This window comes from Rathayibacter sp. AY1C9 (genome assembly GCF_002932315.1).
Classification (GTDB): domain Bacteria; phylum Actinomycetota; class Actinomycetes; order Actinomycetales; family Microbacteriaceae; genus Rathayibacter.
The window spans coordinates 1-11,238 of record NZ_PSVZ01000041.1 but is presented as its reverse complement, the minus strand read 5'-3'; the positions used below and the strand labels follow the sequence as shown (position 1 = coordinate 11,238).

Below are 11,238 nucleotides of genomic sequence, written 5' to 3'. Positions count from 1 at the left end.
GTGCGCGGCGGGGTGCGGAGGTGCGCGGCGGGGTGCGGAGGAGCGCACCGGCACTCGGCGCACCCCTCCGCGGTCAGGCGACTCCGCGGTCAGCTCAGCTCCGCCGCGACGTCGGCGATGACCCGCGCGACCTCCTCCGGGTGCGAGCGCATCACCAGGTGCGGCGCGTCGAGCTCGACGACCGAGCGCACGCCCGCCCGCCGGTAGCCGAACCGCTCGACGTCCGGATTGATCGTCCGGTCCGCGGCCGCGACGACGCCCCAGCTCGGCCGGGTCCGCCAGGCGGCGACGGGAGCGGCCTCACCGAAGGCCAGAGCGGCGAGCGGGCGCTGGCCGACCGCGAGCACGGCCGCCTCGGCCGGATCGATCCCGGCCGCGAACACCTCCGGGAACGCCGACACCGCGACCGACACGTCCGTGCCCGGCTCCGCTCCGTCGATCGGGAACGGGGTGTAGACGAGGTTCGCCGGCAGGTCGGAGTCGGGGAAGGCTCCCTGCAGCTGCCCGAGGCTCTCCCCCTCCTCGAGCGCGTAGGCCGCGAGGTAGACGAGGCCGACCACGTTCCCGGCGGCGCCCGCCACCGTGATCACGGCGCCGCCGTAGGAGTGGCCCGCCAGCAGGACCGGCCCGTCGAGCTGCTCCACGAAGGAGCGGAGGTACTCCGCGTCGCCCAGCAGGCTGCGGTTCGGCACGGCCGGGACGCGCACGGCGTGGCCGGCGTCGAGCAGGATCCGCGTGACCGGGGCGAAGCTCGCGGCGTCGGCGAACGCTCCGTGGACGAGGACGATGGTGGGTGCGGTCATGGGGCTGTCCTTCCGGTCGGGCGGCGGTCCGGCAGCCGGCTGCGCAGCCGATCCGGACCCGGGCCGAACCTAGGACGGCGGACGGCGCGCGTCGTGACCCCGCGACTCCCCTGCCGACCGGGCGGCCGCCTGTCGCCCGCCCGAGGACACGCTCCAGCGCTCGTCCCGCCCGCTCACGGCGGGCCCGGCCCGCTGCAGCGTCCGCGTCCTGGTCCCGGCGGGGTCACCCTTCGACGGCTGGACCGCCCGGGATCGCGGCGCGGTCGGCCGGCGGGCTCTCCGGCCGGATCGCCGGCGACAGCGGCGGATCGGCACGCGGACTCCCGCGGCCCGAGACCCGGGCCGCGGCGCCTCAGCTCGCGAACTCCTCCGGCCAGCCCAGCGCGGCCAGCGACCGGCGCACGCGCTCGATGTCCTCCTCCGAGGGCAGCTCCGAGGTCACTCCGGCGATCGCTGTGCCGACGTCCGCGCGGGAGGCGGGCGCGTCGGCGGCGAGACCGGCGGCCACCTCGGCCACCTCCTCGTCGCTCAGACGGCGGCGGAGGAGCGCCAGCAGCGGCACGAAGTCCTGCTCGGGCAGCCCGGCCGGATAGCCGGTGCGCAGCCAGCGGACGATGCGCGCGACCAGGCCCTCGCGGGTGTCCGGCTCGGCCAACGACTCCGGGCCCGCCAGCGGCCAGCCCGCGCTCGCGAGCCGCGAGGAGACGCGGGCGACGTCCTCGGGCAGCGCCGGTCCGAGCAGCAGCTGCTCGATCCGCTCGCGCACGACGGCTCGCGAGACGACCGTCTCGGCCCGCTCCGACTCCGACAGGAGCCGCGCGACGACCTGCTCGACCTCGTCCGTCGTGAGGCTGCGGCGCAGCAGGCCCAGCAGCGGCAGGTAGTCCTGCTCCGGCACGCCGGACGGGTAGCCCGCGCGCAGCCAGCCGACCACGCGGGCGACGATCCCCTCCCGCGCCGCGATCGGATCGGTCGAGGCCATGCTCAGCCCTTGGGCACGAAGGTCGGGATCACGTGCTCGAAGCTCACCGACTGGCCGAGGCCCGTCGCGATGATGACGCTCAGGCCGATCACGACGGAGCCGACGACGAGGGCGAAGCAGAGCACGCCGATCCCGCGCAGCACCGGGGCGGGCAGACCGCTCCGGACCGCGCGGGCGTCGGACCCGCCCGAGGCGGGAGCACCGGCGGCGACGGCGAAGGAGCGGACGCCGACGGCGAAGAGCACGGGCAGGCCTGCTCCGAGGAGCACGGCGACGAGGGCCACCTGGCCGGCGGCGGAGAGGAAGAGGGAGAGCACGGTGCGGATCCTTTCGCTCAGACGCCGGCGGTCTCGGGCGCGGGGCGTGCCGCCGCGTCCTGCCACTCGTCGTTGACGTTGTGCGCGCCGATGCTGTCGCGGCGCGAGCGGATGTAGATGAGGGAGGCGACGGCGACGAGGATCGCGGCCATCAGGAGGCCGCCGGCCGCGCCTCCGACGAGGTGGCCGATCCACCACATCACGGCGCCGACGAGGGCGGCGGCCGGGAGCGTGATGACCCAGGCGATCACCATGCGCAGCGCCACGCGCCAGCGCACCTGCGCTCCGGGGCGGCCGACTCCGGAGCCGAGGATCGAGCCGGTCGCGACGTGGGTGGTCGAGAGGGCGAAGCCGAGGTGGCTGGAGGCGAGGATGACCGCGGCGGAGGCGCTCTCGGCGGCCATGCCCTGCGGGGTGTCGATCTCGACGAGGCCCTTGCCGACGGTGCGGATGATCCGCCAGCCGCCGATGTAGGTGCCGAGCGAGATGGCCAGCGCGCAGCTGAGCTTGACCCAGAAGGGGACCGACTCGGTGTCGCTCCAGCCGCCGGCCGCGATCAGCGCGAGCGTGATCACTCCCATGGTCTTCTGCGCGTCGTTGGTGCCGTGCGCGAGCGAGACCAGGGAGGCGCTGCCGATCTGGCCGAAGCGGAAGCCGCGGTGGAGGCTCTTCTCGGCGAGGTTGCCGATCACCCGGAAGACGAGCCAGGTGCCGATCGCCGCGACCGCTCCGGCGAGCACGGGCGACATCAGCGCCGGGAGGATCACCTTGCCGACGACGCCGTCGAGCTTCGTGCCGTCGCCGGCCCAGTTCACGCCGTTGAGGCCGAGGCCCGCGAGAGCGGAGCCGATCAGGCCGCCGAAGAGGGCGTGCGACGAGCTCGAGGGCAGGCCGAGCAGCCAGGTCAGCAGGTTCCAGACGATGCCGCCGATGAGGCCGGCCAGCACGATCAGCAGCAGAGCCGAACCGCCGTCCTCGAGCAGCGCCGGATCGGGTGCGCCCGAGGAGTCCTGGATCTTCACGACCGCGTTGGTGACGGTCAGCGCCACCTCGATGCTGAGGAACGCACCGACGAGGTTCAGCGACGCCGAGAGGGCGACGGCGGTGCGGGGCTTCAGGGCACCGGTCGCGATGGACGTGGCCATCGCGTTCGCCGTGTCATGGAAGCCGTTGGTGAAGTCGAAGGCGAGGGCCGTGACGACGACGAGCGCGAGCAGGATGAAGGGATCCACGCAGACATGATGCTCCCGCGGCGGGAGGCGTTCCGGCGTGGTCGCGAGGCTTCACCTGCTGTTCACCTCGCGGGGCACGCCCGCCCGAGTACCCTGTGCGGATTCTCAGGCGGGCGGCGCATCGGTGGGTGCGATTCACCTGAGTCCGCACCGGCATGCGGCGCTCAGACGGGTGCGCTCAGGAGGCCGAGCGCGGCATCGGCGGGGTGAGGTCCGGGGTGTGCGCGGGGTCGGAGTCGGGGGCCGGCTCCGGCTGTGCGGCGGACCCGGCCGCGGCACCGGCGTCCTCGGCGGACTCCTGATCCTCGGCGGGCTCCTGCGAGCCGGGAAGCGGCGGGGTGAGGTCGAGGGCGCCGACCGCCGGCTCGGCGGCGTGCTTCGGCGTGGTCGGGCGGTTCTCGGTCGCGGCCGCCTTCTTCGCCGCCTTCTCCTGGGTGCGCTTGAGCTTCTCGGTCTGCTCGGCCAGCTTGCGGGCCTTCTTGCGCAGCTTCTTGCTGGAGTCGCGGACCGCCTCGTGCGCCGCGCGCACCGACTTCTCGGCCTTCTTCAGCGCCTTCTTCGCGCGCTTCTGCGCCGCCTTGTCGCGTGCGTCCCTGTCCTTGCCGGTCCCGGCCATGTCCGCTCCTCCGCTCGTCGACCGCTCCGGCCGACTCCCCCACGCTACCGAGCGGCACCCGCCCCGCGAACCCGCTGGCGAGCGCGCCCGGGCCGCGCTAGGCGCGCGGGCGGCGGCCGTTCTGCGCCCGTGCCGTCCCGCCTCCCCTTCCCCCTGGTCGCCGCCTCTCCTCCTTTCTCCTCGGCTCTCGCTTCAGCCCTGCGGTGCCGTTCGCGGCTGGGAGTCGCGGGCGAGTCGACCCCGCGACGGGCGCGGGTTCGGCAGGCTGGGGGCATGGTCTTCCAGCACGATCCCGGCGGCTACCAGGGCCGCGCCGGCCTCCGGCGTCCCGTGCGCGGGCCCAGGCGCGACAAGTGGATGTGGTGGCGCCTGGGCTCCGGAGTCGCGGCGACGGTCGCCGGTGTGATCGCCCTGCTGGTCTTCACCGCCGACCGCTGAGCAAGCCCACCGGCGACCCGGCGCACCCCCGCCGCTCCGGATCGAGAGCCGATCGATGCGCTCAACCGCTTGACTCCGGAGGTTTCTCTCAGGTCGGATCCGGCGGAACGCGGGTAGTTTGGAGGGTCGCATCGGCTTAGCCGTGCGATCAGCCCCACTGCCCCACCCGGCGCTCGCCTCCCCCCTCGAGCGTCGGCAGACCTGGAACCTCCTCTGCATGCACCGTTCGTCACGCGCCTCGACTCCCACCCCCGCAGGAGCCGAGACCGGCAGTCCGTCCGCCCTCCCGACCCGTCGCTCGCTCCGTGAGCAGGAGTCCCGCAGCCGCCGCCCCTCGCGCGGCCCGTCGCGCCCCCGAGTCTCCGCAGTCGCCGCGATGACCCTCGTGGCCGGCATCGCGATCACCTCGACGATGCCCGCGTTCGCCGTGGGCGGCACCGCCGACTCCGAGCTGACCCGCGACACGGCCACCGCCGTCGCCGCGGCCCGCCCGCAGAGCTTCGTGGCGGCCGGAGTCGTGCAGCAGAGCGTCACCCGCGACGCCTTCGCCGCCGAGGCCAAGCCCGAGGTCCTCGTGCCCACCGCGTCCCTCGACGCGATCACCGCCACCTCCGGCGAGTCGACCGCGGCCGCCGCGGGAGCGTCCGGAGCGTGGGTCGTCCCGATCTCCGGCCACATCAGCAGCAGCTACGGCCCCCGCCCCGACGCGCCGGTCGCCGGCGTGAACCTGTTCCACAAGGGCACCGATCTCGCCGGCGCCTGCGGCACGCCCGTCCTCGCGGCCTCCAGCGGCACCGTCGAGGAGGCGTCGTACCAGGGCAGCTACGGCAACTGGATCCTGCTCGACAACGGCGGCGGCATCGAGACCGGCTACGCCCACAACAGCGAGCTGATGGTGTCGGTCGGCGAGACCGTCACCGTCGGCCAGGTCATCGCGCTGCGCGGCTCGACCGGCGCCTCGACCGGCTGCCACCTGCACTTCGAGACGCGGGTCGACGGCGAGGCGGTCGACGCCGTGCCGTTCATGGCCGAGCTCGGCGTCCCGATCGGCTGACGCCCCGGGCGACTCGAGAACCCGGACGTCGCGGTGGCCGCTCTCGACCACCGCGACTTCTGCGTTCTCGGAGGGCGCGGACCGGCGTCAGTGCCCGGGGACCGTTCGCGCCCCGGTCGAGACGGCGGCCGACCAGTGCGCGTCGTCCGGCACCGTCGTCACCCTGATCTCGGCGTCCTGCTCGACGGCGATCTGCATGGTGCCCGTGTTGCCGCCTCCCGTGCCGGTGCGGGTCGTGCTCGGGCTGTAGACGCACGACGATCCGCTCGTCATCAGGCCGACGACCTCGATCGTCACCTCGGCGTCCTCGGTGTCGCAGGCGACCGAGACGGTGATGTGCAGCGGGTCGCCGCTGAGATACACGCTCTGCGGATCGACGGGGCCGACCTGGTCGGTCCACCGCACGGCGGCGGTCGCTCCCTCGGGCAGCGTCACGGGCCCGAGCGGAGCGTCGGTGGGCGTCGCGGTCGGAGCGGCGGTCGCCGGAGCAGCGGTGCCGGGAACGGCGGGTGTCGCCTCCTCCGCCTGGTCGGCGCCGCTCGTGCAGCCGCTCAGAGCGAGCGCCGCGAGCAGTGCCGAGGCGCCCAGCGCGGTCGCGCGCCGTCCCGCCCGGAGCTCCGTCGCCCGGCGCGGAGCGGTCGTTCTCGTGGTGTCCATGGTGGTTCCCCCTGTCCACTGGCGCCCCTCCGGTCTACCCGAGCCCGCGCGGCCGCGGACCGCACTCTGCGGCGGTTGCCAGGGTCGGGAGCCGTGCTGCGGATCGATGGGGAGCTCCTCCGTACCGGCGCGGCGGCCCGTCGATCCGCTCGGGTGCCGCGGATGATCGGCACCGGGCGGATCCGACGCCCGCCGCACCCGGCGCACCCCGCCGAGCCGCCCCTCTGCACCCGGAAGGCACCGCCATGATCGCCTCGAACACCTACCCCTTCGCCGGACGCACCGTCCTGATCACCGGAGCCGGCTCCGGCATCGGCCGCTCCATCGCACGCGCCTTCCTCGAGCAGGGCGCAAGCGTCGCGGTCGCCGGGCGCACCCCCGCCACGCTCGAGGAGACCGTCGCCGGCTTCCCGGCCGAGCGCGTCCTGGTCGTGCCCACCGACGTCTCGGTCCGAGCCGAGGTCGACGCGCTCGTCGAGGGCACCGTCGCGAGGTTCGGCGGGATCGACGTCCTCGTGAACAACGCGGCCGGCCACCTCGGCGGCCCGATCGAGGAGGTGGAGGACGACGCCTGGCGCTCGCTCTTCGCGACGAACATCGACGCCCTCTTCTACGCGGTGAAGGCGGCGCTCCCCCACCTCAAGGCGAGCCGCGGCAACATCGTCGTCGTCTCCTCCGTGTCGGGCATCCGCGGCGACTGGGGTCAGGCCGCCTACAACGCGACCAAGGGCGCGATCACGACGTTCGTGCAGTCGCTGGCCCTCGACTTCGGCGCGCACGGGGTGCGGGTCAACGCCGTCGCCCCCGCCTTCACGCAGACGCCGCTGACCGAGTCGATGGCCTCGACCCCCGAGGAGCTCGCGCCCTTCATCGACCGCATCGCCCTCGGACGCCCCGGGCAGCCGGACGACATCGCCCCGCCGGTGCTGTTCCTCGCCAGCGCGGACGCGGCGTACATCACCGGCGCGATCCTGGCCGTGGACGGCGGGACGAGCGCCTCGACGGGGCAGCCGCACCTGTAGGCGGGCGAGCGGCGGATCGGCGGCGACTCGGCGACTCGCCTGCTCGGCCGGGGCGGCTCGGTCGCCCGGAAGCGGCGGCCAGGCGAATCGGGGTCGGGGGGGGGGCGGCGGCTCTGCCCAGAACCCGAGTGCTCGCGTCGGATCCTGCGGCCCCGCTCGCGAGGGTCCACCGGGCTCGACTGCGGGCGCCCGCAGCCCGGATCACTCCATCCCTGACCGCGCACTCAGACTCAACCGACACCTGTGGAGTATCGTGGAGCCAATTGCATGCAGACGCATGGATACGGACTCGCCGACCACTCGGCCTCCGAGCCCATCCCTCTTCGAGCAGGAGTCGTCATGACCACCACCAGCACCCGCTTCACCGACCGCGTCGTCCTCATCACCGGAGGTGGATCCGGCCTGGGCCGCGCCGCAGCCGTCCGCCTCGCCCAGGAGGGCGCGAAGCTCGCCCTCGTCGACATCTCCGAGCAGGGCCTCGCCGCCACGGTCGACGTCCTGCCCGAGGGCACCGAGTCGATCACCGTCCTCGCCGACGTGTCGAAGGAGGCGGACGTGGACGCCTATGTCGCGCGCACCCTCGAGGCCTTCGGCCGGATCGACGGCTTCTTCAACAACGCCGGCATCGAGGGCCGCCAGAACCTCACCGAGGACTTCACGGCCGACGAGTTCGACAAGGTCGTCGCGATCAACCTCCGCGGCGTGTTCCTCGGCCTCGAGAAGGTGCTGAAGGTGATGCGCGAGCAGGGCTCGGGCATGGTCGTCAACACCGCGAGCGTCGGCGGCATCACCGCGATCGGCAACCAGTCCGGCTACGCGGCCGCCAAGCACGGCGTCGTCGGCCTCACCCGCAACTCCGCGATCGAGTACGGCGAGTTCGGCATCCGCATCAACGCGATCGCGCCCGGGGCCATCTGGACCCCGATGGTCGAGAACTCGATGAAGCAGCTCGACCCGCAGAACCCGCGCAAGGCGGCCGAGGAGTTGATCCAGGTCAACCCGACCAAGCGCTACGGCGAGGCCGACGAGATCGCCTCGGTCGTCGCCTTCCTCCTCTCGGACGACGCCTCGTACGTGAACGCGACCGTCCTCCCGATCGACGGCGGTCAGTCCATCAAGTACTGAGGTCCCGCGGAGGGAGCGCCTGCTGCGGCGGGCGGGCCCTCCGCTCTCCCGGGCCGCGTATGGCGGGCGGCCCCTCCGCTGAGCCAGGCCGTAGCCGGCTCCACCGCTTCCCCCTCGCCCTCCGCTCGTCGGCTCGGCAGGAGGATCCGCCCGGCCGCTCCTCCACAGGCGCCTCCGGCGATGTGCCTCCCCACCGGGCCTCCCCCACGCAGCACCCGGCACCGCGGCGGGAGCAGAATGGGGTCGGTCCCGCCAGCGGCCGGACCTCGACCGCTACGGAGACATGCATGAACCCCACCGGGAGCTTCCGCGCCGCCCGCGACGCCCTCCTGCAGCACCGCACCGATGCGGTCGCCGCGAACGAGGCCTTCCAGTGGCCGGACGTCGGGCCCCGCTTCAACTGGGCGGTGGACTGGTTCGACGCGATCGCCATCGGCAACGAGCGCCCCGCCCTCTGGATCGTGGAGGAGGACGGCTCCGAGGAGACGTACTCCTTCGACCGGATGCGCTGGCGCTCCGACGAGGTCGCCGCCTGGCTCCACTCGGTCGGCGTCGAGCAGGGCGATCACGTGATGCTCATGCTCGGCAACCGCCTCGAGCTGTGGGAGTCGATGCTCGCGATCATGAAGCTCGGCGCGGTCATCCTCCCCACGACGACCCTGCTCTCACCCGCCGATCTGGCCGACCGCCTCGAGCGCGGCGAGGTCGCGCACGTCATCGCGGACGCCTCCGAGACAGCCAAGTTCGACGAGATGGAGGGCGGCTTCGGCCGCATCGCGGTCGGCGGCGCCGTCGAGGGCTGGCTCGACTACGCCGACTCGCTCGAGCCCTTCGGCATCAGCCCGACCGTGGTCGTCCAGAGCTCCGATCCGTGCCTGATCTACTTCACCTCCGGCACCACCTCGAAGCCCAAGATGGTCGTGCACACGCACGAGTCGTACCCCGTGGGGCACCTCAGCACGGTGTACTGGCTCGGCGTGCAGCCGGGCGACGTGCACATGGCGATCAGCTCGCCGGGCTGGGGCAAGCACGCGTGGAGCTGCTTCTTCGCGCCGTGGAACGCCGAGGCGACGGTGTTCGTCTACAACTACAGCCGCTTCTCCCCCGCCGCTCTGCACCAGCAGCTCGACCGGGCCGAGGTCACCACGTTCTGCGCGCCGCCGACCGTGTGGCGGATGCTGATCCAGTCGGCGCTGGGAGCGAAGCCGCGCGCGCTGACAGAGATCCTCTCGGCGGGCGAGCCGCTCAACCCCGAGGTCATCGCGACCGTCGAGCGGGAGTGGGGACTCACCATCCGCGACGGCTACGGCCAGACCGAGACCACCGCGATCATCGCGAACCCGCCCGGCGCCCCCGTGGTCCCCGGAGCGATGGGCCGCGCGCTGCCCGGCGTCGCCATCGCCCTCGTCGATCCGCTGACCGGCGAGCCCGCCTCCACCGGCGAGATCTGCCTCGATCTCTCCGTCGAACCCGTCAACCTGATGTCCGGCTACCTCGGCGACGAGGACCGCACCGAGCGCGCCCGCGCCGACGGCTACTTCCACACCGGCGACGTGGCGGTCCGCGCGGTCGACGGCACGATCACCTTCGTGGGCCGCACCGACGACATCTTCAAGTCCTCCGACTTCAAGATCTCGCCGTTCGAGGTCGAGAGCGTGCTGCTGCAGCACCCCGCCGTCGCCGAGTCCGCGGTGGTGCCGGCTCCGGACGAGGTGCGCCACAGCGTGGTGAAGGCGTACGTCGCCCTCGCCGAGGGCTGGGAGCCGACCGCCGAGACGGCGAGCGCGATCTTCGCCCATACCCGCGAGCTGCTCTCCTCCTTCGAGCGGGTGCGGCGCCTCGAGTTCCACCCCCTGCCCAAGACGATCTCGGGCAAGATCCGCCGCGTCGAGCTGCGCGAGCGCGAGGAGGAGGCGTTCCGCCGCGGCGAGGAGATCCCCACGGAGTGGCGCGCCGACCGCCTCTAGGTGCGGGGGCCCTCGTCCGCCGGGGCACCACCGGGACCGCCGAAGCACCGCTGAGACGGCGGCGCCTCGGCGGGGCGGTGGTGTCTCGAGGGGATGCGGTGGGCCGGGACGCCGGCCGCCGGTGACCAGCGGGAGCGGGAGCCGTCAGCGCGGAACCAGCGCGGCGTCGGCGGCGTCCGGATCAGAGGCCGGCGATCAGCTCGGCGTCAGCGCGGGAGTACAGCGATCAGCTCGCCGTGGTCGCGGACGCCGGGGGCGCTGCGGCGGAGCGAGTGGGTCACCTCGAGGCAGGCCTGCTCGGCGAGGGCGCGCATCTCGGCGAGCGGATGGAACCACGCCGGTGCGACGGCGTGCGCGAACGCCTCCGTGCGCGGCCCTTCGAAGAAGCCGATCAGCAGGCTTCCGCCCGGTCGGAGGTGCGCGGCGAGCGCCGCGACCGCGCCGGGCAGCTCCGCCGGTGGCAGGTGGATGAGCGAGTACCACGCGAGAACGCCCCCGAGGCCGTCGACGTCGAGCTCGAGCGCCGAGCCGAGCCGGAACGGGACGTCCGGGAACCGCGCTCGAGCCAGCGCGACGAACTCCGGCACCGGGTCGACGCCGACCGCGGCGGCTCCGCGGCGCTGGAGGAACTCCGTCCAGTGCCCGGGCCCGCAGCCCACGTCGGCGACCGTGCCCTCCAGCCCGTCGGCCCACGACCCGATCAGCTCGCGATCGGCCGCGGGCCCCGCGTCGACCGATCCGAGCAGCGCCGCGTACTCCTCCGCCCGCGCGCCGTACGCGTCCCGCACCTCGTCCATCCGGTGAGCGTAGGCCGTCTCGAAACGGCGCGCAGCGGGCACTCGGAGGCGCGTGGCACGTTCCGCGGTGCCGTTGGCACAGCTCGGCGGCACGGTCCACTGGCGCGTTCTGACGTTCTGGCGCGCCTGCCTCGTGAGCGTTCGCGCCCGGCCTCCCGAGTCGCTCCGCGAGGACGGATCATCGAGGTGCCGCGCCCCGTCCCCGCCCCGAAGGAGACCCGATGACCC

General features: G+C 73.7%; 12 protein-coding genes. 5 read left to right on the top strand and 7 right to left on the bottom strand.

Going from position 1 to position 11,238, the window contains the following annotated elements:
- Positions 1–89: 89 nt before the first annotated feature.
- The 5 genes from C5D09_RS16465 to C5D09_RS16445 form a co-directional block, all read right to left on the bottom strand.
- A complete protein-coding gene (locus tag C5D09_RS16465; RefSeq protein WP_104269793.1) occupies positions 90–803 on the bottom strand; it encodes an alpha/beta hydrolase in 714 nt (237 codons plus the stop codon).
- Positions 804–1,155: 352 nt separating this feature from the next.
- Positions 1,156–1,785: a DUF3349 domain-containing protein gene (locus tag C5D09_RS16460; RefSeq protein WP_104256540.1), complete on the bottom strand. Its 630-nt coding sequence runs from the start codon at positions 1,783–1,785 to the stop codon at positions 1,156–1,158.
- 2 nt (positions 1,786–1,787) lie between these two features.
- On the bottom strand, positions 1,788–2,102 hold the full coding sequence (locus tag C5D09_RS16455; RefSeq protein WP_104263561.1) for a hypothetical protein: 315 nt from the start codon (positions 2,100–2,102) through the stop codon (positions 1,788–1,790).
- A 17-nt stretch (positions 2,103–2,119) separates the two neighbouring features.
- Positions 2,120–3,334 (bottom strand): inorganic phosphate transporter, encoded by a 1,215-nt coding sequence (locus C5D09_RS16450; RefSeq protein WP_104224012.1) that lies wholly within the window; start codon positions 3,332–3,334, stop codon positions 2,120–2,122.
- A 178-nt stretch (positions 3,335–3,512) separates the two neighbouring features.
- Positions 3,513–3,950 carry a hypothetical protein gene (locus C5D09_RS16445; protein WP_104269792.1) on the bottom strand — a complete coding sequence of 146 codons (438 nt, stop codon included), beginning with the start codon at positions 3,948–3,950 and terminating at the stop codon, positions 3,513–3,515.
- A 273-nt stretch (positions 3,951–4,223) separates the two neighbouring features.
- On the opposite strand from C5D09_RS16445, the gene C5D09_RS17640 reads away from it, so the two are divergent.
- Positions 4,224–4,388 (top strand): hypothetical protein, encoded by a 165-nt coding sequence (locus C5D09_RS17640; RefSeq protein WP_159940529.1) that lies wholly within the window; start codon positions 4,224–4,226, stop codon positions 4,386–4,388.
- A 376-nt stretch (positions 4,389–4,764) separates the two neighbouring features.
- Positions 4,765–5,442 (top strand): M23 family metallopeptidase, encoded by a 678-nt coding sequence (locus C5D09_RS16440; protein WP_181074628.1) that lies wholly within the window; start codon positions 4,765–4,767, stop codon positions 5,440–5,442.
- A gap of 87 nt (positions 5,443–5,529) precedes the next feature.
- Here C5D09_RS16440 and C5D09_RS16435 read toward each other — a convergent pair whose 3' ends face one another.
- A complete protein-coding gene (locus C5D09_RS16435; RefSeq protein ID WP_104269791.1) occupies positions 5,530–6,099 on the bottom strand; it encodes a hypothetical protein in 570 nt (189 codons plus the stop codon).
- Between the two features lie 245 nt (positions 6,100–6,344).
- Here C5D09_RS16435 and C5D09_RS16430 point away from each other — a divergent pair, with 245 nt between their 5' ends.
- The 3 genes from C5D09_RS16430 (at position 6,345) to C5D09_RS16420 (ending at position 10,213) form a co-directional block, all read left to right on the top strand.
- The gene (locus C5D09_RS16430; protein WP_258067039.1) at positions 6,345–7,121 is read left to right on the top strand and encodes an SDR family NAD(P)-dependent oxidoreductase; all 777 of its coding nucleotides are present in this window, start codon (positions 6,345–6,347) and stop codon (positions 7,119–7,121) included.
- A 267-nt stretch (positions 7,122–7,388) separates the two neighbouring features.
- Complete coding sequence (locus tag C5D09_RS16425) at positions 7,389–8,246, top strand: glucose 1-dehydrogenase (protein ID WP_104269790.1); 858 nt, start codon at positions 7,389–7,391, stop codon at positions 8,244–8,246.
- A gap of 287 nt (positions 8,247–8,533) precedes the next feature.
- Entirely contained in the window at positions 8,534–10,213 is a 1,680-nt protein-coding gene (locus tag C5D09_RS16420; RefSeq protein WP_104269789.1) for an AMP-binding protein, read from the top strand.
- A 206-nt stretch (positions 10,214–10,419) separates the two neighbouring features.
- On the opposite strand, the gene C5D09_RS16415 is transcribed toward C5D09_RS16420, so the two are convergent.
- On the bottom strand, positions 10,420–11,010 hold the full coding sequence (locus C5D09_RS16415) for a trans-aconitate 2-methyltransferase (protein WP_104269788.1): 591 nt from the start codon (positions 11,008–11,010) through the stop codon (positions 10,420–10,422).
- Positions 11,011–11,238 lie beyond the last annotated feature (228 nt).

Excerpts from the sequence above, each read along its gene's own strand:
- C5D09_RS16460 (WP_104256540.1), bottom strand. The coding sequence starts at position 1,785 with ATGGCCTCGACCGATCCGATCGCGGCGCGGGAGGGGATCGTCGCCCGC.
- C5D09_RS16435 (WP_104269791.1), bottom strand. The coding sequence starts at position 6,099 with ATGGACACCACGAGAACGACCGCTCCGCGCCGGGCGACGGAGCTCCGG.
- C5D09_RS16440 (WP_181074628.1), top strand. The coding sequence starts at position 4,765 with ATGACCCTCGTGGCCGGCATCGCGATCACCTCGACGATGCCCGCGTTC.
- C5D09_RS16430 (WP_258067039.1), top strand. The coding sequence starts at position 6,345 with ATGATCGCCTCGAACACCTACCCCTTCGCCGGACGCACCGTCCTGATC.
- C5D09_RS16465 (WP_104269793.1), bottom strand. The coding sequence starts at position 803 with ATGACCGCACCCACCATCGTCCTCGTCCACGGAGCGTTCGCCGACGCC.
- C5D09_RS16420 (WP_104269789.1), top strand. The coding sequence starts at position 8,534 with ATGAACCCCACCGGGAGCTTCCGCGCCGCCCGCGACGCCCTCCTGCAG.
- C5D09_RS17640 (WP_159940529.1), top strand. The coding sequence starts at position 4,224 with ATGGTCTTCCAGCACGATCCCGGCGGCTACCAGGGCCGCGCCGGCCTC.
- C5D09_RS16415 (WP_104269788.1), bottom strand. The coding sequence starts at position 11,010 with ATGGACGAGGTGCGGGACGCGTACGGCGCGCGGGCGGAGGAGTACGCG.
- C5D09_RS16425 (WP_104269790.1), top strand. The coding sequence starts at position 7,389 with ATGCAGACGCATGGATACGGACTCGCCGACCACTCGGCCTCCGAGCCC.
- C5D09_RS16445 (WP_104269792.1), bottom strand. The coding sequence starts at position 3,950 with ATGGCCGGGACCGGCAAGGACAGGGACGCACGCGACAAGGCGGCGCAG.